Raw genomic sequence first — 20,323 nt, 5'->3', positions numbered from 1 at the left:
GCGAAGGAGCAAGAGCCATGAGCCATTCCATCAAGATTCTGGTGGTCGATGACAATCCGGCGGACAGTCGGCGTCTCGTCCGACTGTTGAAACAGCTTTCCGGATGGCATATCACCTGTCGGGAGTGTTCGACCGCCCAGGAAGCCACGGAAGCACTGTCCTCCTTCGCACCGGACGTGGCGTTTACGGACTTTTTGTTGGATGTCGGCACCGGACTCGACCTGGTGCGCGGACTTTCCGACGAGATGCGTCGGGATTGCGCCTTTATTCTGCTGACCGGTCATGGGGACGAGGAGGTGGCAGTCCAGTCGTTGCGTGCCGGAGTGCTCGATTACATGACCAAAAGCACCCTGTCGGCGGAAGGACTCGAACATGTCCTCCGGTTCGTGGTGCAGCGCATTCAGGACCGACGCGCACTGCGTCACCGGGACGCCATTCTCAACGCCTTGACCCTGTCCACGGAAACCTTGCTCAAGTCTTCGGATTGGCGCGACGGCATGAGTCGCCTGCTGACCGCCTTTGGACGCGCATCGGTCGCATGCCGGGTCGGTTTGCTGCAAAACAGGATGTCCCCGCAGGGAAGACTCGGTGCCCAACCCCTGTTCGAGTGGGTCGAGGAGGCGTTGCGGTCCGCCGTCCGCCATTCCGATCATCCGGATTTCCATTACGGAGAGGCCGAGAATCAGAACTGGACGGGAATACTGGCCAATGGCAAACCTTTCTTTTGTCGCGCCACGGAATTTCCGGAACCGGAAGCGGTATGGTTGCAGTCCATGGGAATCCACGCTTCGGTGCTGATTCCGGTATTCGTCGATGGCGCCTGGTGGGGCGTGTTGCGGTTCGATGAACGCAGCGCGGACCGGGAGTGGTCATCCATGGAACTGGATGCCCTGCGCACCGCCGCCAGTACTCTGGGCGCCGCTTTGCAACGGGAAAAAATCGAAGAATTGATGCGCCTCCAGGCCACCGCCCTGGAAACCGCCGCCAATGCCATTTTCATCACCGATTCCCAGGGAATTTTTCTCTGGGCCAATCCTGCGTTTACCCGCATCACCGGTTACACCCGGGAGAACATTCGGGACGCCACCCCGCGTATTCTCAAATCAGGGCATCATGACAATGCATTCTACCAGGATCTTTGGAACACCATTCTGGATGGCCATGTCTGGCGCGGCGAAATGGTGGATCGCCGCAAGGATGGCTCCCGGTATATTCAGGAAACCACCATCTCACCGGTTCGTGATCGTTTTGGTGGTGTGACCCGCTTCGTCTCGGTGCAGCAGGACATCACCTTGCGCAAAGAGCTGGAGGAGAGATTGCGCACTCAAGCCGAATACGACACACTGACCGGGCTTCCCAACCGTCGTCTGTTTGATGATCGTTTGAGTCAGGCCGTGGCTCTGGCAGGACGGAACGAAGCCCACATGGTGTTGATGTTTGTGGATCTGGACCGTTTCAAAGAGGTCAACGACACCCTGGGCCACGATGCGGGCGATGCGCTGCTGCGGGAGGCGGCCCGGCGCATCGCATTGTGCGTGCGTCGTTCCGACACCGTGGCACGTCTGGGAGGAGACGAGTTTACCGTCATTCTTCACGATGTGGCCCATCCGGAATTGGCGCAACCGATCGCGACCAAAATCCTTGAACAATTGACGCGTCCGTTTTTCCCGCATGGTCGGGAGGCGCATATTTCCGGCAGTATCGGCATCGCCGTGTTCCCGGAAGACGGCAACACGGTGGAATCGCTCCTGAAATGTGCGGATGAGGCGATGTATCGTTCCAAGAATGCGGGACGAGCGACTTTTCACTTTTTCAATCCTGCCCTGATGCAGTCAGCCGTCGAGAACTGAAAATCATGCTGGCCTCTCAACACACTTTATCGAAAGACAACAACATGCCCGCCGTGACGATCCGCTTGCTGCTTGTCGAAGACGAGGAGACCGACGCCACGGTTTTTCGTCGTCACCTGATGCGGGGGATGACCGACCGTCCCCATCATCTGACGTGTGCCCCCACCTATTCGATCGCACTGGAATGTTTGCGCAGTCAATCGTTCGATCTCTGTTTCTTCGACTACCGGTTGGGTGCCAACACAGGATTGGAGTTGTTGCAGGAAATGCGCGGGTCCGGGATCGAAACCCCTATCGTTTTTCTGACCGGATGCGGTGACGAGGAGATCGCCGTCACCTTGATGAAATTCGGTGCGGCGGACTATCTGGTCAAGGAGCATCTTTCCCCGGAGGTTTTATCCCGCTCTCTCCATTACGCCCTGGAACTGGCGCAATCCGAAAGGCGTCGCCGTGCGGCGGAAGCCGCGCTGGTCGAAAAAAGTCTCCATATGGACAATGTGTTGCGCTCTGCCACGGATCTGGCCATCATCACCGCCGATCTCGACTTGATCGTGCAATACTTCAATCCCATGGCCGCCACACTGCTGGGCATCACGCAGGAAGAGACGCTGGGACATGATGTGCGTGAGTTTCATAAACGGTTTGCGGTGGATGAGCAGCATTGGATGCAAGCCATTCAGAATGTGCGGGCCCAGGCGGAACATCGGTTTGAAATGCAGGTCGAAAAAAGGGATGGCATCCATTTTCTGGAGGGTCGGGTTTCCGGTGTGTTGGATCAGCGTCACCAACTGGCGGGTTACTGCCTGACCGTGCGGGATGTGACCGAACGCAGACGGTTGCTGTTGGAATTGGAACAGGCGGTACAGAAAGCCGATTCGGCCAATCACGCCAAAAGTGCCTTTCTGGCCGCCATGAGTCATGAAATTCGCACGCCCATGAACACCATCATCGGTGTGACCGATTTGCTTGGCACCTCCACACTCGATGCGGAGACGATGCACCATGTCCAATTGTTGAAACGGGCCGGGGATTCACTGCTTGCGCTCATCAATGATATTCTGGACATCTCCAAAATCGAAGCAGGCCAGTTGCACCTTGAAAACGCGACGTTCGACTTTCCGGATCTGGTGCAAGGAACCCTGGAAATCCTCGGTTTGCGCGCCAAGACCAAAGGGATTGACTGGAGTGTGACCATGGACGAAACCATCCCCCGTTTCGTGCGCGGAGACCCGGACCGTCTGAGACAAATCCTGCTGAACCTGCTGGGCAATGCGCTTAAATTCACGGAAAAAGGGGCAGTCCGCCTGGAGATTTCGAGAGGAGAAGGAGAATGGACCAGGTTGACCGTGACGGATACCGGTGTGGGTATCCCGGAGGACAAGCTGGACGATATTTTTCAACCTTTTGTCCAGTCCGATGCCAGCACCACCCGACGATTCGGGGGCACGGGTCTTGGATTGAGCATCTGTCGTCATTTGAGCGAGAAAATGGGTGGGCGCATCCAGGTGGAAAGCATTCTCGGCAAGGGCAGTTCCTTTTCTGTTTTCATTCCCCTCCCGGAAATGGAAGAGCCGTCGATTCCAAAACCGTCTTATTGGGATGTGACGACGGAGATCGTCCAGCCTGAGAGGTCGCTTTCCATTTTATGCGCCGACGACGCGCAGGAAAACCTTATCCTGATCGATGCGTTTCTCGACCAAACGGAACATCGGCTGAGCCTTGCCACCAATGGTCTGGAATGTCTCGAAAAATTCAAGAAAGGTGGATGCGATCTGGTTTTGATGGATATCCAGATGCCGGTCATGGACGGTCTGGAGGCCACTCGGAGTATTCGCGCCTGGGAACAAGAAATGGGATGGAAACCCACCATCATTGTCGCGCTGACCGGTCACGCGACCCGGTGTATGGTCGAGAAGGCACAGGAGGTCGGTTGTGATCTCCACGTCAGCAAACCCGTGCGTCGCAACCGGTTGCTGGAGGTGATCAGCCATGTTGCCGCAAAACGGAGTTTGTTGTCATCGTGAGGGGAGGGGCCCAACACAAGGATCAAAAAAACGGGATGGACCACAGGCGGATCCGTTTGTGTCTCCAATGGGGGGGCATCATGAGGGCATGAATCCCCCCCTTCAGCGTTCAGGTGACCACGGACGGCCCGGTCAATAGACACCCTTTTTGTTCAGGAAGCCGGCATAATGTTTGTCGGACTTCAAGATGTGTTTGGTCAACCATTGTTTCAGGAATCCCAACAATTCAAAAGCCACAGCCCGATCCCCCCCCTGCACGCGAGGCACGAACGCCAAAGCCTGTTCGACCAACTTGACGTGAAGACGGGCGTGATCCGCCGCCTGAGGATAGCCGTATTGGGCAAACAATTGTTCCTCGAAACCAAAATGGAACTTGGTATATTCCAGCAGTTCCGGCAAAACTTTGGTCAACGCCTCCTCGAACGCCCCGTTTTTGATCAACCGATAGACCTGATTCACCATTTCCACCAGGCGTTGATGTTGGGCATCGACTTCACGCACATTGATGCGCATCCGATCGCTCCAGGGGAAGATCTCATCGGCTTTTCCCGAGGCGTCATCCAGACGGAAGAAGGTAAACACCCCTTGCAGCTTGTTTGCCTGTTCGGCCAGGCTATCGGCTCCCTGGGCGAATCGTTCAGCCGCTCCGGCGTTGTCCTGGATGACATCGTTCAATTCCTGCAAGGCGTGATTGACCTGGGAGATCCCTTGGCTTTGTTCCTGGGAGGCATGGGCAATCGCACGGACCAAAGCGGCGGTCTCCTCGATATCCGGTGCCAGTCGTTCCAGCAACAATGACGCCTCTTCCGCCACGGCCATGCTGGAAGAGGAGATCTGGTTGATCTCACCGGCGGCCTGCTGGCTGCGTTCGGCGAGTTTGCGCACTTCGGCGGCCACTACGGCAAAGCCTTTTCCATGCTCTCCCGCCCGGGCCGCCTCGATGGCGGCGTTCAGAGCCAGCAGATTGGTCTGACGGGCGATCTCTTCAATAATGGTGATGCGCGAGGCGATGTTTCGCATCGCTTCCACCGCTTGCACCACCACCGCGCCACTGCGTCGGGCACCGGTGGCGGCCTGCACCGCCATGGTTTCGGTGCGGGTCGCATTGTCGGCGTTGTTGCGCACCGCCGCGGTCATCTGTTCCATGGCGGCAGATGTCTGTTCAATGGCCGCCGCCTGACGGCTGGACCCCTGGGAAACCTGAGCCGAACTGTCGCTGATGGTTTCGCTTTCCTGAACCACCTGATCTCCAATATTGGCAATGGTGGCAATGGTGCCGCGCAGATTGTTCACCATGGTGCCGATGGAACCCAGAATGCCTTGCGCCTGAGGATCCACCCGTTCCGACAGATCACCATTGGCCACCCGTTCAACCAGATTGCGAACCATTTCCGGCTCCCCGCCCAGTTGTCCCTGGATGGCCCGCACAATCACAACCGACAAGAAGGCAACCACCAACAGAATGCTTCCCACGGCAACGGAAACCATCCACAAGACACGACGCGCCTCCTGACTCAAACGGCGGGCGCGGGTCTCAAGCTCCTGTGACAAGCTGTCTTCGACCTCTTTGTAGCGTTCGATTTTCCGTGTCATGACGGAGAACCAGCGGGAAGAATCGATCCCGAATCCACCCTGATCCCCCTTTTCCATGGCGATTTGTCGCATACGGATGGCTTCGGCCACATCGGGATCCTGGGATTTCGTTTCCAGCAGGGCGCGTTGGGCAGGGGTGGCCAGTCCAACGAAAACACGCTGATAGGCCTCCTGCTCCCCCACCAGTTGAGCGAAGTGGGCAAAAGTCCCCGGCGCGAACCGATCCGAGGAGAAAACGGCATTGAGCATGGCCCGTTCCAGACCGATGCGCTCTTTGGTCAACAGAAAATTGATGTACGCGGAGGCCTGGGTGGACAATTCGCTGTTGACGGTCAGGGTCGGAAAGCGTCCTGCCAGATCCAGGGTGTATCCATTGAGCGTCGTGTAAAAGCTCATGGCCTGGGGAGGGGTCAGGGTCAGCCCGTCCACCTGTCCACGCAGGTCGGACAATTTTTCCAGTTCCGCTTCGGTCCGTTGCAGATCCTGTTTCAATCCGGAGCCGAAAGCCTGTGCCGGAAATTCTTTCAGAAAGATGCCGAGAAGTTTTTTCCGGTCGTCGGTTTCCTGTCGCTGTTTGCCCAATTCATCCCGGAATTTGCCCCCCTTGCTGGCCAGGAAACCGGAGGAGAGGCCACGTTCCTTTTGCAGTTCATGGACCAGGGCACTCAAGCGGATGCCCAATCCCACCAGTTGTTCCATGTCCGTGGCCTGCCTTGCCAACGCCTGTCTGTCCTGCACCTGCCAAAGACCAAACCACAACAATCCGCAGACAGGAAAAATCAACAGCAATACGAATTTGTCTCGCAGTCGAATCCGGCTTGACAGTTTCATGATGTTCTATCCGCCCCCCCTTTTTTTTCTGTAAGACGTGTGTTCGTTACGGATGAGCCGTGCGCATACCTCTATTGACGGCTTGATGAGGCGATCACGTTTTGGCTGGAATCCAGGCTGTCCGGTTACGCATGGGACAGGGCGTCGCGCAGGAGGCCGGGGCGGGATCGAACAGACGAAAATGATTGCGGCCCGCCTGTTTGACGGCATATATATGCCAGCAGGTCATGCGACCATCTGGACCGAAAATCACTACAGCATCCCGCATCACCCTGGCCAAGGCGTGCAATGCCGTGGACTCCCTTTCGATTCCTCGAATTGGTTTCAATGCAGACGTGTCCCCCCCCTTTTTTTTCTTCATCCAATCTGGTGATATCCGGTATTTGAAAAAAGGCCGATATCGACCGTTCAGGTTGAAGCGGTGTATTATCTCTTCCATCTCCATCAAGTCAACAGGAAAAAATAAGTGAGTATTCGGGAGTATGATCCAGCATCAGGATTTTTGAGCCATAACGTGTGACCTGATCATTTTAAAGACAATATCTGGCAAGCAGAGCAAACCATGTCTTCAAAGTGATATCCTGCCACATAAGCAGAGGATGCAGTATCGTCTATTGATAAGATTGAGGAATATCATGGAGAATACAGTCGGATGCGAAAAGGTGATCGATTATCCCCGGAACCGTCGATACGTTCAGCGGTTGTTTTTCGGATTTTCCGACTGGATTTCGCGCAAGGCTTTGCCTACCTCTTGTCCTTGACGATATACCTTCGGGTCAAGGCTCTTGATGGTCGGAACTCCGGTTTGTTCAAACGGGTTGGGTGGGGGAGTCGCCCCTTCAACCCCTGCCGGGCGCACAAAAAAAAGACCTGATCGGTTGGATCAGGTCTTTGAGTAGTCAAAATGGTGCCGAGGGTCGGAGTCGAACCGACACGGACTCACATCCGCCAGATTTTGAGTCTGGTGCGTCTACCAGTTCCGCCATCTCGGCAATTTTCAGGATTCTAGCAACAGTCCTTTCAAAAGTCAACCGCTATTTTGCGTGCCTCGCATCATTCTCCGGGACGTTTGCGGAGTGGGGCGTGGAAATGGACGCATTGACCGGAAAAGATCTCCGCAGCCTCCATCAAGGTTTCGGAGAGGGTCGGATGGGGATGGACGCAGTGGGCAACCGCGTCGATGGTCAAGGCCTGCTCCATGGCCAGTACTCCTTCGGCGATCAACTCTCCGGCCCCGACCCCGGTGATGCCCACGCCGAGAATCGTGCCGGTGGTGGGTTCCAGGATCCATTTGGTGACGCCTTCGGGCCGTTCCAGGGTCTGGGCGCGGCCCGAAGCGGCCCAGGGAAAACGAAGCGCTCGCACCGGGATGCCCTGCTCCCGGGCCATGGTTTCGGTCAGTCCGGCCCAGGCGATTTCGGGATCGGTGTAGGTGACCGCAGGCAGAATGGGAGGACGGGCCGGTGGCGACGCTCCGGTCAGGGTGGCCACGGCCTGATGGGCCTGGGCCGAGGCCTTGTGAGCCAGCATGACGCCCCCGGTGACATCGCCGATGGCCAAAATGGCGGGATCATCCGTGCGCATGGCCGCATCCACCCGGATGGCCCCCCGGGGATCCAACGTCACCCGGGTCTGTTCCAAACCCGGAATGTCGCTGGCGGGAGTCCGGCCTGTGGCGATCAGAACCCGCTCCACCTCGTGAAAGACAACCGGTCCCGAGGCTTCCTGGATTCCCACCCGCAAACCCGGGGTCGCGGATTCGATGGAGACCACACGGGCGTTGAGGGTCACGGACTCCATCACCTTGCCGAGACGGGAGGCCAACGGTCGCACTAGGTCCCGATCCGCGCCGGGCAGGATTCCGGATGCCGCCTCGACGACCCGAACCCGGGATCCCAACTCCGCGTAGACCGTACCCAATTCCAAACCGATATTCCCCGCCCCCACCACCAGAAGCGAAGCGGGTATGGTTTCCAGTTGCAAGGCGCTGGTGGAGTCCATCACGCCTGCCGGCATCGGACCGGGCAGGCCGGGCAGGGGAGCCGGACGGGAACCGGTGGCCAGAATGAGATGATCCGCCTGGAGTTCGACGCTCTCTTCTCCGGGCCGTTCCACCACCACACGATTGGAAGAGAGCAGCCGCGCTGCTCCCTGGAGTCGGGTCACGCCGCGCAACTGGCACTGTTGGGCCAGTCCGCCGGTCAGACGGGTGACGATTTCATCTTTCCAGGCGCGGAGTCGATCCAGATCCACCCGCAATCCGCTGAAATGCAGGCCAAAGGTGGCGGCCTGTCTGCTTTCGGCGATGAGGCGGGCGGCATGCAGCAAGGCTTTGCTGGGAATGCACCCCCGATACAGACACACTCCCCCCGGCGCCTGTTCCGGATCCACAAGCACGGTCTTGAAACCCCGTCCTGCGGCCAGAAAGGCCGCCGTGTAACCTCCGGGGCCAGCGCCGATCACCACCACCTGGGCGTCTATTTTCATGAATGTCAACCATACGGGCAAAATGAGGCGTCCCCCCTTTCCACCGGAACAACCGGCAAAAAAAGGGGGGACGAACAGGCGAAAGAATCAGAAACGGTCCAGCATGGGTTGGTTGATGCGGATGTTGGACTGGTTCCAAAGACCATTCAGATAGGCGATCAGTTGCTCCTGGCCGAGACTCTCTTCGAGTTTGGCGGAGAACTCCTTTTCCGCCGCCTTGATCTCTTCGGCGGAGGGTTCGATGATCTTGATCAGACGCACGGCCAACAGGCGCCCCTCTTCTTCGATGAGTTCCGGGTGGTTGGGCTTGTCGGATTGCAGTTTGAAACTGACATCGCGCACCTTGGGACCGGGTTCCTTTTCGGCCCCCTCACGCAAGAACGGGGATGGCGTGGCGGAACGGATCTTGGCATGGATGGCGGTGATTTCTTCCGCGGATTTGCCTTCTCCCAAAGCCTTGAGCGCCGTGGTCATGAGGGTATGGGTCTCTTCCTTGGCTTTTTCCGCGGTGAGCGCCTTGACCACCTCATCCTTGGATTGTTCCAGGGTTTTGGGAGCGGGTTCCTGGCGGTCCACCACTTCCAGGGCCACAAATTGATTGTTGGATACCTCGATCAGCGAGGAGACGGATCCTTTGGCCGTGGCGAAAGCGGCTTCCAGGAATTTGGGTTCCAGTTCCACGCCGGAGCGGCCCGCATCGTCTTGAGCCAGGAAATCCGTCTCCTTGTAACGCAAATTCAGATCGTTGGAGATGGTTTTCAGACTGCCCGAGGCGGCCAGTTGATCCTCGAAGGTGCCGGAACGCTCATAGACCAGATCCTTGGCCTTGTTTTCGACGATGCGACCCCGGACTTCGGCGGAGACCTTTTCCAAAGGTTTGGTTTCGGCGGGATGGATCTGGTCCACACGAATCAGATGGACCCCGAAAGCCGTGGTCACGGGTTCGGAGACCTTGCCGGCTTCCAGCGAGAAGGCGACCTTCTCGAACGCAGGCACCATGACCCCGGGTCCGAATTCACCCAGATCTCCGCCCTGGGCCGCGGAAGAGTCGTCGGACAGCTCTTTGGCCACGGTTTCAAACGCTTCTCCGGCCTTGAGCCGTTCAGCGGCCTTGCGGATTTTCTCGTTGGCCGCGGCGGCGTCGGTTTTGTCGTCGATGCGGGCCAGGATGTGACGCGCCTTGCGGGTCTCTCCCTTGCTGTAATCCTTGAGGTGTTCGGTATAAAACTCCTTGATCTCTTCTTCGGAGACCTGGACCGCATCCCGCACGCTGTCGTTGTTGAGGACAGCATAACGGAGTTTGACTTTGGCTTTGGTCATGAACTGGCCCTGATTTTTTTTCAGGAAGGCTTCGAGATCGTCGTTGGTGGATTTGATGCCCGCTTCCAAATCCTTGGGATCCAGGGAAAGGATCAGCACGGAACGTTTTTCGTTTTCCATGCGCACCAGATTGCTCACCAGAGCCTTGGGCAGCGCGGTGGGGGTGCTGACGGCGCGACGGATCTGGTCGGAAACGATATCGGAGGTCAATTGACGCTCGAACTCCCGGGCACTCAAGCGATTGTTGCGCAGGACCAGATCATAGCGTTCCTTGTTGAACGCGCCATCGACCTGGAAAGCCGGAGTGGATTCGATGCGCTGCCGCAACACGTTGGGAGAGACGGTCAGGCGCAGATCACGGCTGGCGGACAGGATCAGGTAACGGTTGATGAGGGAGTGGAGGGTACGCTGTTTCAGACCGAGCATTTCAGCGGTTTTCTTGTCCACCGACCCGCCGAACCGTTCACGCAGGCGTTGGAACTCCTGTTCATAGGCTTCGGAGAATTCATGGGGTCCGATGTTCCACCCTTTCGCCTCCACCACCGGCGACTGGGAACGGCTGTTGACATAGCTTTCCACGCCCCAGACCATGAAGCTCAAGGCGAGAAAAACAAGCAGCAGTTTGATAAGAACAGATTTGGCGCTGCGGCGCATGACATTCAACATCGTGCGAAGGCTCCGATACGGCGAGGCGATCAGTTTGGCCGGCAAGGGCGGAATCAGGAATTGTTTTTTTAAAGGTTTCCGGATTGGGTCCCGGGCACCAAGCGACCATCATCTCATATTTTTTGCTTACGGAAAAGGGGAGGCGGTTTTTTGATGGCGCGGATTGTGGATCCAATGAGGAATGCAATTGAGGAATGGGTTTTGCAAAGGATCGTAGTTCCCGGAGAGTGATCGGTGCGCACGGGGCGGATCGATGACGGACTTTCTGGCATCAAGAACAGTGCGTTGGGCATGTATATCATTCGAGGACTCAGAAATCTGCCCCCCCGGTTCCGGAATGCGGTGGTCGCCATCGGCAATTTTGACGGTGTACACCGGGGCCATCAGACCCTGTTTGCCCATTTGCGGGCGTTGACCGCCATGCATGGCGGAGCGGCGATCATGGCGGTGACCTTCGAGCCTCATCCGTTGCGCCTGCTCAACCCGGAACGGACCCCTCCCCGCATCACCGGTTTGCGGGGCAAGGCCCGCTGGATGGAAGAGGCGGGGGTGGAGGCGCTGTTTGTGCTGCATTTCAACCGCGCTTTGGCCGCCATGCCCCCCGAAACCTTCGTGCGGGAGATTCTGGTCCATGGCGTGGGGGCCCGGGAGGTGGTGGTGGGGGAGAACTTCCGCTTCGGGGCCAAAGGGGTGGGCACGTTCGAGGATCTGGCCCGCATGGGGGAGATCCATGGATTCGGGGTGCATGCCCATCCGTTGGTGATCCTGGATGGTCAGCCGGTTTCGTCCACCTGGGTCAGACGGGAGGTCTCCGCCGGTTCCTTCGCCATGGCGGCCCGACTGCTGGACCGTCCCTTCGAGGTGGAAGGACGGGTGGTGATCGGTTTTCAGCGGGGGCGCAAGCTGGGTTTTCCCACGGCCAACATCGCCCTGGGAGGCATGTTGCATCCTCCCATCGGGGTCTATGTGGCCAAGGCGTGCGTGGGGGGATGCTGGCTGCCCGCGGTGGTGAATGTGGGACGCAATCCCACCTTCGGCGACGCCGACTTGCGGCTGGAGGCCCACCTGTTGGCCCCGGTGCCCATGGATCTTTATCGAAAAATTCTGCGTGTACAATTCTTGCGCCATCTGCGTTCGGAGATGCGTTTTCCGGATGTGCAGGCGTTGCAGGCCCAGATCCGCCGGGACGTGGAACAGGCCCAGGCCCATTTCGCATCCGAAAACAGCACCCTCTCTCCCACCTGAAATCCCTCCCTGGCATCCCCCTTCCATGCGCTTTGTCCCCCCGGTCGTGACGGCCAAGATGGACAAGGAACATTCGATATTTTATCATCTGCGCCGAGACGATCAACGGAGTGGTCGCAATCTGCGGATGATCGAAGGATGATGGATCGAAAGCGTGGCAAGGAGTTCAAGGACGTGGATTACAAAAATACCGTGCGTTTGCCAGTCACCCCGTTTCCCATGCGTGCCGACCTGCCCGCCAGCGAACCGGCCATTCTGGCCCGCTGGGAGAGCATGGATCTGCATGCCCGCATGCGCGAAACGGCGGCGGGACGGCCTTTGTTCGTGCTGCACGATGGCCCGCCCTACGCCAACGGCAATTTGCACATGGGTCACGCGATCAACAAGGTGCTCAAGGATGTGATCCTAAAATTCCGGCGCATGGAAGGGTTTGATGTCCCCTATGTGCCCGGCTGGGACTGTCACGGCCTGCCCATCGAAACCAAGGTGGAGGTGGAACTCAAACAGCAGGGATTGGACAAGGAGACCATGGATCCGGTGGTCTTCCGGGGCCATTGCCGGGATTATGCCCAACGCTGGGTGGATATCCAGCGGGAGGAGTTCAAGCGCCTCGGGGTGATCGGCGACTGGCAGCATCCCTATCTGACCATGGATTACCGCTTCGAGGCCGACATCCTGCGAGAGTTGGGACAGTTCCTGGTCAACGGCGGACTGTTCAAAGGCTCCAAGCCGGTCTACTGGTGTGTCAACGATGTCACCGCCCTGGCCGAGGCCGAGGTGGAGTACGCGGATCATCAATCCACCGCCATTTTCGTCAAGTTCCCCCTGTCCGCCGATGAAACCCTCCCCGGCCTCGAAGGGGCGGTCTCGGTGGTCATCTGGACCACCACCCCCTGGACCATTCCCGCCAATCTGGCGGTCTGTCTCCATCCGGAACTGGTCTATGTGGCGGCGCGGATCACCGATCCGGGCCGCTGCGCCAATCTGACGGTGGGTGAAACCGTCATTCTGGCGGAAGGTCTGTGGGAGTCGTGCGTGGATGCCTGGGGCGTGCCCCGGGAAGGGGTCGAAATCCTGAGCCGTTTTGCCGGCGCCACCCTGGAAGGCAAACGGTTCCGTCATCCCCTGGTGGAACGGGACGCGCCGATTCTTTTGGGGCGTCACGTCACCCTGGAGGCGGGTACCGGCTGCGTCCACACCGCCCCCGGCCATGGTCACGAAGACTATGACGTGGGACGGCGCTATGGTCTGCCGGTGTATAATCCCGTGGACGACCGAGGGGTGTTCGAGGCGGGAACCCCCCATTTCGCCGGTCAGCATATTTTCAAGGCCAACGAGGCGGTGGTGGCCCTGTTGAACGAACAGGGCCGACTGTTGGCCCAGAGTCGCCTCACCCACAGCTATCCCCACTGCTGGCGTTGTCACAAACCGGTGATCATCCGTGCCACTCCCCAGTGGTTCATCTCCATGGAAACCAATACACTGCGGGAAAAAGCCCTGGAGGAGATCAACCAGACCCGCTGGATTCCGGCCTGGGGGCGAGAGCGGATTTACAACATGGTCGCGGTGCGTCCGGACTGGTGCGTCTCCCGGCAACGCTCCTGGGGCGTGCCCATCGCGGTGATCACCTGTCAGGGCTGCGGTCGGGTGGTCACCGATGGACAGGTGGTCGAATCCATCGCCCTCCAGGTGGAACAACACAGCGCCGATGTCTGGTTCGCCAAGGAAGCGGCGGCCTTTCTGCCCGCCGGATTCCGCTGTCCCGGGTGCGGAGGCGAAACCTTCGCCAAGGAAAAGGATATCCTGGATGTCTGGTTTGATTCCGGGGTGACCCAGGCGGCGGTTTTGCGGCGCCAGGATCCGGCGGGGTGGGGATTGACCTGGCCGGCGGACCTCTACCTGGAAGGGTCGGACCAGCACCGGGGATGGTTTCATTCCAGCCTCTTGGCCTCGGTCGGCGTGCGGGGCAAGGCACCCTACAAGGCGGTGTTGACCCACGGTTTCGTGGTGGATGGCAAGGGCCGCAAGATGTCCAAATCCCTGGGCAACGTCATCGCCCCGGCCAAGGTGATCCAGCAGTACGGCGCGGACATCCTGCGCATGTGGGTGACCGCCGAAGACTATGCCGGGGATATACGCATCTCCGACGAAATCCTCAAGGGACTTTCCGACGCCTACCGGCGCATCCGCAATACCTTGCGGTTTTTGCTGGGTAATCTGGCCCAATTCGATCCGGAACGAGATGGCGTCTCCCTGGACCAGATGCCCGAACTCGACCGGTGGGCCTTGCATCAACTGCACGGATTGATCACCGACGTGCGGGTGGCCTACGACGAATACGCCTTCCATCGGGTCTATCAGGATATTCATTATTTCTGCGCCGTGGACATGGGGGCTTTTTACCTGGACGTGCTCAAGGATCGCCTTTATTGTGAAGGCGAGCGTTCTGTCGAACGGCGTTCCGCCCAGACGGTGCTGGCCCATATCCTGGAGGCCGTGACCCGCCTGATGGCGCCGATCCTCTCCTTCACCGCCGAAGAGGTGTGGGCCCAGATGGGGGGATCCCGTCCGGAATCGGTCCATCTGGCGTTGTTGCCCGAAGCGGACTCCTTGTGGCAGGACGAGGCGTTGGCCGCCCGCTGGAAAACGGTTCGCAAGGTGCGGGCGGCGGCATACCGAGTTTTGGAGATCGAACGGCGGGAAAAACGGTTGGGCACCTTCCTGGAATCGGTCGTCACGCTGTACGCCGATGCCGGACTGGGGGATGTGTTGCGTCAGATGCGGGATTTGCATCGGATCTTCATCGTTTCCGCCGTGCATGTCCGTCCCCTGGAAGAGGCCCCGGAAGGATTGGAGGTCGATGCCGAAGTGGAAGGATTGAAAGTGTCCATTGCCCTGGCCAAGGGTGGCAAGTGTCAACGCTGCTGGAACTGGGATTCCGGAGTGGGGGTGGGGGATGAGGTGCTGTGTCCCCGGTGTCATGAGGTGCTCGCCGCGGATGGTTCCTCCCGATGACGGGTGGCGGAGGCTGGTGGAATGCCCGCCTGGGCGTGGGACTGGTATTGGCGGTGCTGGTATTCGTTTTGGACCAGTGGGCCAAATGGTTGTCCACCCGGGAGTTGGCCGAACAGGGCATCACCTTGATTCCGGGATTTTTCGATCTGGTGCTGGTGCATAATGTCGGGGCGGCTTTTGGTTTGTTCACCGGTATGGCCGCGGAGTATCGGGTGCTGTTTTTGTGCAGCGTGGCCGCCGTGGCCTCGCTGCTGATCATCTGGATGCTGCGTACCGCCGAAACCCGGATTCTGGTCGTGGGACTGGGCATGCTGCTGGGTGGTGCCCTGGGCAATCTGCTGGATCGTGTCCGTTTTGGATGGGTGGTGGACTTTTTGTATGTTCACTGGCATGATCTGTCGTTTCCGGTGTTCAATCTGGCGGATTGCGCCATCAGCGCCGGAGTTGGCCTTTTGTTGTTGGATCATCTGCTTACGTCGAACACTTCCGATCCTTGAGGCGATCCATGAAAAAAATGAACAGGTTCGTGATGCCGGTTTTGGCCCTTGCGGCAGTGTTGCCCCTGGCTGGTTGTTCGAGCAATTTCACCCTGCCGTGGGAAGACAACATGCTGGATCCCGGTCGCGTCGCCACGCGAGAACCTTTGGAAATTCCGCCGGATCTGAATGTGCTTCCGGGCAAGGAAACCCAGGAAGACGATGACAATCGGATCGCCGCATCCCCCCGCAACGATTCTTCCGCACCCACATCGGCCCGTTCGATTCTGTTCAAAACCCCCGAAGCCAGACAAGAGAGCAAACCCCTGACCCGGGATCAACAGGAACGCCTGCCGGGTTGGCTCGGCACCCCCACCGGTGGCAAGTGACATGCGACCGGTATCGGTCGGGCGGACTCTGGGATGGGTGGGAATCGGCCTGATGGTGCTGGCCGGGACCGTCCGTCCCGCGTTGGCCCTGGATGCCCGGGAGTTCAAACTGGATAATGGTCTCAAGGTGGTGGTGGCCCGGGAGTCCAAAGCCCCGGTGGTGATCACCCAGATGTGGTATCGGGTCGGCTCCGCCAACGAAATACCAGGCAAGACCGGTTTGTCCCACATGCTGGAACATATGATGTTCCAGGGCACCGAGACCCTCTCCCCCGAGGCGTTCAGCAAACTCGTCGCCCAGGAAGGCGGGGAGGACAACGCCTCCACCACCACCGATTACACCATGTATTACATCAAGTTGGCCTCGGATCGGGTGGAACTGGCCCTAAAACTGGAAGCCGACCGGATGCGGGGATTGAAGCTTCAGGAAGGGGAGTTCAAATCGGAAAATCTCGTGGTGCGCGAAGAGCGGCGCATGCGTACCGATTCGGATCCCAATCAACGCATGCTGGAGCGCTATCGGGCCTTGGCCTATGGGGATCATCCCTATGGTCGTCCGGTCATCGGCGCCATGAATGAAATCGCCGAACTGAAGCTGGAGGATCTCAAGGGGTGGTATCAGACCTTTTACGCTCCCAACAACGCCATTTTGGTGGTGGTGGGGGATGTGGATCCGGAAAAGGTGGAGGGTCTGGTGCGGAAATATTTTTCCCCCCTCACGGCCCAGCCCACCGCCCCCCCTCTTCCGTTTCCCGAACCCCCCCGACGGGAAAAACCCGATCGCCTGGAAGTGCGGGATTCCGCCGCCAAACTGCCCATCTGGATGGCCGGATACGCGGTCCCCTCCCTGGCCATGCCCGACGGTCCGGAAGACGCCCTGGCGCTGGACGTGCTGGCGGTGGTGCTGGGAAGCGGCAGTACTAGCCGTTTGAATCAACGTTTGATTCGTGACATGGGTTTGGCGGTTTCGGCGTCGGCGGCCTACAGTGGCTTTTCCGCCAGTTGGGAGCTGTTTTCCCTGTCCGCCATGCCCAAGCCCGGCGCCGATCTCCAGGAGATGGAAAAGGCGATTTTCGCCGAGGTGGACCGTCTGGTCCGGGAACCGGTTCCGGTCCGGGAGTTGGAAAAAGCCCGCAATGGCCTGATCGCCGAACATGTCTATGCCCAGGACTCCATCGACCGGATCGCCTGGATCATTGGCCGCATGGAGGTCAACGATCTGGATTGGCACGGGATGGTGGATGACTATCCCAAACGGGTGCGGGCGGTGACCAGCGAGGCGTTGCAACGTGTGGCGGCCAAATATCTGCGCCCGGAACGCCTGACCGTGGGGATCTTGAAACCATGAGTGTCCGTTTTTCTGCTTTTCCGTGGCGGTATGGCCTGCTGGTATTGTGGCTTTCCTGGACGGCTCCGGCCCTGGCCGCGGAAAATGCCAAGGTGGTGCCTTTTGTCACTTCCAATGGCATCCAGGTCTTTTTGGTGGAAAACCACGTCAATCCCATGGTGGAAACCAGAATCCTGGCCCGGGGTGGCGGTGTCTACGATCCGGCGGGTCGGGAAGGGGTGGCGGCCATGACCGCCTGGATGTTCAACGAAGGGGCCGGGGAACTGGACTCGGTGGCGTTTCAGGAACGGTTGCACTATTACGGGATCTCCCTCGGTGCCAGCGCCGGGCAGGACACCCTGGATGTGAGCATGACCACCTTGAGCGACCACCTGGACGAAGCCTGGACCCGTCTCGGGGAGGCGATGATCCGTCCCCGTTTTGTGGAGCAGGATTTCCAACGCGGCGTGCGGGAGCGGGTCGCGGAGTTGATCAAAAGCGAAGAGGAACCGACCTTCCGGGCCACCCGGGCGATTTTTCCCATGATCTTCGGAGAGCGTCACCCCTACGCCAGCCCGGTGAACGGTACGGTGGAGAGTGTCAAACGCATCGAACTGGCGGACATCCGGCGTCATCACGCCGCTGTGTTCCGGGGTCCGGGCATGGTGATCGCCGTGGCCGGGGATGTGGGACTGGAACGGCTCAAGGGACTGGTGGAAAAACACCTCTCCGGCCTGGAATCCCAGCCCGGTCCTCTGGGTCCCCCCCCGGAAGCCGTTCCGGTAGAAAAAGGCACGGAGCAGCATGTGGAAATGGATCTGCCCCAAACCACCGTGCGGATCGGCGTGGTGGGCATCCATCGGGATGATCCGGATTTTTATGCCCTGATGGTCATGAACCAGATCCTGGGAGGCGGAGGACTCACCAGCCGTTTGAACCGGGTGATCCGCGAGGAGCGGGGTCTGGCCTATGGGGTGTTTTCCTATTTTTCCCCCCTGGCGGGACGTGGTCCGTTCATGGTGGGCACCGAGACCAAAAACGCCTCCGTCGAGGAGGCCCTTTCCCTGATCCGCCGCGAATTGACCCGTCTGGTGGAAGAGGACGTGGGGGAGACGGAACTGGCGGATGTGAAACGCTATCTGACCGGCTCCTTCCCCTTGCAACTGGATGGCCTGGACAAACTGGCCGATACCTGGAGTCGGATCGGTTATTATCAGCGGGGCATGGATTATCTGGACAAGTGGCCCGAAAGGATCCGCGCCGTCACCCGCGAGGATGTGCGGCGCGTCGCCAAACGGATTCTGCCCCTCAAACGGCTTTGTACCGTGACGGTTGGCAAGCGGATGCCGGCAGGACCCGCACCGGTCGCCGATACTCGGTCAAAAACTGAAGCATCTCCTCCGAGTCGCTGACGAGCAGACGGTAGGTGCCTTCCCCGCAATGGCGGCAAAGGGTTCCTCCCCGTGCCCAGCGTTTATATTGCGTGCCTTTGCTGCCAATGCATTGATCGCTGCCACACCGGACTTCTCCGCAGCAGGTGCAGCGATAGATGTGCATCGGATGACTGCCGCACACCGGGCACTCCTTCAAGGTGTGCTTGAAGTGTGAATCGAAATGGACATTGAGCGTTTTCATGGCTGGTTTCCCGTGATGTTCCCGATCCCTGCAACGAAGGGTTTAAGGGAGGCGTGTGTCAGCAAACCTACACGCCTCCCTTGTCGGAACGTCCTTAGGGAAAAACGTGCCAGATGTTCACCCCTGCCACTCTTTCACCCACATGGCGGTGGCACCGGCCACGGCAGCGGGCATGGCCAGGAAATTAACGAACGGGATCAGGCTCATCACCAGCGTGGCCGCGCCAAATCCCAGGGAAAGCAGTCGTTTTTGTCGTAAGTGAGCGAGGATTTCCTTGTCGTACAGATTGTGGTTGCCCATGGGAATGTCCGCGTATTGAAAGGCGTTCATCCAACTGGAGAAGATCATCCAGATAAACGGGGCCACAATCTGAACCACGGGCACCACAAAAAGAATCAATAATGGTAGCGCTCTGGCCAGATAATAGAAGATTTTCTGGATTTCGCTGCGGATGGGTGGGAAGATGTTCTCCAGCAGGCCAAGGGGTTGCTGGTTATCCCGGGTGGCGAATCGGCCGGTGAGCTGGATTTCCACCTGTTGGGCCAAGAGCGCGTTGAACGGTGCGCCGATCAGATTGGCGATGGTGCCCAGGGTGGTAAACAGCAAAATGCCCACCGAACCGAACAGCAAAGGGATCAGAATCCACTGCATCCATTGCAGCCAGCCGGGCAGGTAACCATTGAGCCAGTCCGCCCAGGCCAGCACATGGGTCAGGGCGACCCAACTGCCTGCGGCAAACAGCAAAGAACCGATCACCAGCGGCGCGAACACAAAACGTCGCAATCCTGGTGCGGTCAGGAGTTTCAAACCGGTCAGGAGATAACCGGCGCCTCGGAGAAAAGAGGGGTATGGCATGGTTGGATACTCCGTGTCTCTGGGGTGAGGATGGAATGGCTAAAGAGGGAGCTTTCTCATGGATGGATCGCATACGCAAGGATCGTGTCAAAACGTGAAAGTCGAATGGATGGAAAATCCGGTCTGGTCCTTGCCGGGTCGGTTGCAAGGGGAGGCGGGACGACAAAATCGCGTGCTTGATGATGTCGTGTTCGTCTGGAGGAAGTGTCACTTTTGGGAGATGCCTTAGATGACGGTTGGAAAAACGTCGCACTGTTGGAGTTGCGGAGCCATGCTGCCGTCCAACGGATTTGGCCGGTCGGAGGTTTGCGCCGGGTGCATGAAGGAGACGCGGGTCTGTTTGAACTGCCGCTTCCACGATACGGGCAGCTACAACGAGTGCCGGGAGACCGTGGCCGAACGGATTGTGGACAAGGACCGGTCCAATTTCTGTGATTTTTTCAAGCCCAAGGGATCCTTGCCACGCAACGAAACCCTGCGCGCATCCGGTCGCAACACCGGCAATGGCAGCGGCAATGGCAACAGCGCCAACAATAGCAACAAGTCGCGCAACGCCGGGGGCAGCACAGCCGCCTGGGCCGCGGCTGAGGCTCTGTTCAAACGGAATTGA

At 58.8% G+C, this 20,323-nt stretch carries 14 protein-coding genes and 1 tRNA gene; 9 read left to right on the top strand and 6 right to left on the bottom strand.

What is annotated here, in order from left to right; genetic code table 11:
- The first annotated feature begins 17 nt into the window (after nt 1–17).
- Nucleotides 18–1,850, top strand: coding sequence for a diguanylate cyclase (locus tag HQL98_10400; protein MBF0272461.1), 1,833 nt, complete (start codon nt 18–20; stop codon nt 1,848–1,850).
- Nucleotides 1,851–1,894: 44 nt separating this feature from the next.
- Nucleotides 1,895–3,874 carry a response regulator gene (locus HQL98_10395; protein MBF0272460.1) on the top strand — a complete coding sequence of 660 codons (1,980 nt, stop codon included), beginning with the start codon at nt 1,895–1,897 and terminating at the stop codon, nt 3,872–3,874.
- Nucleotides 3,875–4,006: 132 nt separating this feature from the next.
- Here the strand turns inward: HQL98_10395 and HQL98_10390 are convergent, their stop codons facing one another.
- From HQL98_10390 to HQL98_10370, 5 genes are all read right to left on the bottom strand, one after another.
- Nucleotides 4,007–6,298: a bacteriohemerythrin gene (locus HQL98_10390; GenBank protein ID MBF0272459.1), complete on the bottom strand. Its 2,292-nt coding sequence runs from the start codon at nt 6,296–6,298 to the stop codon at nt 4,007–4,009.
- 94 nt (nt 6,299–6,392) lie between these two features.
- On the bottom strand, nt 6,393–6,626 hold the full coding sequence (locus HQL98_10385) for a hypothetical protein (GenBank protein MBF0272458.1): 234 nt from the start codon (nt 6,624–6,626) through the stop codon (nt 6,393–6,395).
- Between the two features lie 577 nt (nt 6,627–7,203).
- Nucleotides 7,204–7,290, bottom strand: a tRNA-Leu gene (locus HQL98_10380).
- A gap of 61 nt (nt 7,291–7,351) precedes the next feature.
- Nucleotides 7,352–8,785, bottom strand: coding sequence for a dihydrolipoyl dehydrogenase (lpdA, locus tag HQL98_10375; GenBank protein ID MBF0272457.1), 1,434 nt, complete (start codon nt 8,783–8,785; stop codon nt 7,352–7,354).
- Nucleotides 8,786–8,872: 87 nt separating this feature from the next.
- Nucleotides 8,873–10,771 (bottom strand): SurA N-terminal domain-containing protein, encoded by a 1,899-nt coding sequence (locus tag HQL98_10370; protein MBF0272456.1) that lies wholly within the window; start codon nt 10,769–10,771, stop codon nt 8,873–8,875.
- A gap of 234 nt (nt 10,772–11,005) precedes the next feature.
- Between HQL98_10370 and ribF the strand changes: the two genes are divergently transcribed.
- The 6 genes from ribF (at nt 11,006) to HQL98_10340 (ending at nt 18,635) form a co-directional block, all read left to right on the top strand.
- Nucleotides 11,006–12,016 carry a riboflavin biosynthesis protein RibF gene (gene ribF, locus HQL98_10365; GenBank protein ID MBF0272455.1) on the top strand — a complete coding sequence of 337 codons (1,011 nt, stop codon included), beginning with the start codon at nt 11,006–11,008 and terminating at the stop codon, nt 12,014–12,016.
- 174 nt (nt 12,017–12,190) lie between these two features.
- Nucleotides 12,191–15,031, top strand: a complete 2,841-nt coding sequence (gene ileS / locus HQL98_10360; GenBank protein MBF0272454.1) for an isoleucine--tRNA ligase — start codon at nt 12,191–12,193, stop codon at nt 15,029–15,031.
- Nucleotides 15,028–15,528 carry a signal peptidase II gene (gene lspA / locus HQL98_10355; GenBank protein ID MBF0272453.1) on the top strand — a complete coding sequence of 167 codons (501 nt, stop codon included), beginning with the start codon at nt 15,028–15,030 and terminating at the stop codon, nt 15,526–15,528. The genes ileS and lspA overlap by 4 nt, the downstream gene beginning before the upstream one ends.
- A gap of 17 nt (nt 15,529–15,545) precedes the next feature.
- Complete coding sequence (locus tag HQL98_10350) at nt 15,546–15,896, top strand: hypothetical protein (protein MBF0272452.1); 351 nt, start codon at nt 15,546–15,548, stop codon at nt 15,894–15,896.
- A gap of 1 nt (nt 15,897) precedes the next feature.
- Complete coding sequence (locus HQL98_10345; GenBank protein MBF0272451.1) at nt 15,898–17,244, top strand: insulinase family protein; 1,347 nt, start codon at nt 15,898–15,900, stop codon at nt 17,242–17,244.
- Complete coding sequence (locus HQL98_10340; GenBank protein MBF0272450.1) at nt 17,241–18,635, top strand: insulinase family protein; 1,395 nt, start codon at nt 17,241–17,243, stop codon at nt 18,633–18,635. Before HQL98_10345 ends, HQL98_10340 begins: the two co-directional genes overlap by 4 nt.
- A 340-nt stretch (nt 18,636–18,975) precedes the next feature.
- On the opposite strand, the gene cysZ is transcribed toward HQL98_10340, so the two are convergent.
- Nucleotides 18,976–19,713: a sulfate transporter CysZ gene (gene cysZ, locus HQL98_10335; protein ID MBF0272449.1), complete on the bottom strand. Its 738-nt coding sequence runs from the start codon at nt 19,711–19,713 to the stop codon at nt 18,976–18,978.
- 271 nt (nt 19,714–19,984) lie between these two features.
- On the opposite strand from cysZ, the gene HQL98_10330 reads away from it, so the two are divergent.
- A complete protein-coding gene (locus HQL98_10330) occupies nt 19,985–20,323 on the top strand; it encodes a hypothetical protein (GenBank protein ID MBF0272448.1) in 339 nt (112 codons plus the stop codon).

The organism is Magnetococcales bacterium (assembly GCA_015231755.1).
In the GTDB taxonomy this organism is placed as follows: domain Bacteria; phylum Pseudomonadota; class Magnetococcia; order Magnetococcales; family Magnetaquicoccaceae; genus Magnetaquiglobus.
The sequence above is the reverse complement of the archived record's forward strand: the minus strand, read 5'-3'. Positions and strand labels throughout refer to the sequence as shown.

Bases quoted from the DNA above. Each gene is read 5' to 3' on its own strand.
- HQL98_10400 (MBF0272461.1), top strand. From the start codon at position 18: ATGAGCCATTCCATCAAGATTCTGGTGGTCGATGACAATCCGGCGGAC.
- HQL98_10395 (MBF0272460.1), top strand. From the start codon at position 1,895: ATGCCCGCCGTGACGATCCGCTTGCTGCTTGTCGAAGACGAGGAGACC.
- HQL98_10390 (MBF0272459.1), bottom strand. From the start codon at position 6,298: ATGAAACTGTCAAGCCGGATTCGACTGCGAGACAAATTCGTATTGCTG.
- lpdA (MBF0272457.1), bottom strand. From the start codon at position 8,785: ATGAAAATAGACGCCCAGGTGGTGGTGATCGGCGCTGGCCCCGGAGGT.
- HQL98_10370 (MBF0272456.1), bottom strand. From the start codon at position 10,771: ATGTTGAATGTCATGCGCCGCAGCGCCAAATCTGTTCTTATCAAACTG.
- lspA (MBF0272453.1), top strand. From the start codon at position 15,028: ATGACGGGTGGCGGAGGCTGGTGGAATGCCCGCCTGGGCGTGGGACTG.
- HQL98_10350 (MBF0272452.1), top strand. From the start codon at position 15,546: ATGAACAGGTTCGTGATGCCGGTTTTGGCCCTTGCGGCAGTGTTGCCC.
- HQL98_10345 (MBF0272451.1), top strand. From the start codon at position 15,898: ATGCGACCGGTATCGGTCGGGCGGACTCTGGGATGGGTGGGAATCGGC.
- HQL98_10340 (MBF0272450.1), top strand. From the start codon at position 17,241: ATGAGTGTCCGTTTTTCTGCTTTTCCGTGGCGGTATGGCCTGCTGGTA.
- cysZ (MBF0272449.1), bottom strand. From the start codon at position 19,713: ATGCCATACCCCTCTTTTCTCCGAGGCGCCGGTTATCTCCTGACCGGT.
- HQL98_10330 (MBF0272448.1), top strand. From the start codon at position 19,985: ATGCTGCCGTCCAACGGATTTGGCCGGTCGGAGGTTTGCGCCGGGTGC.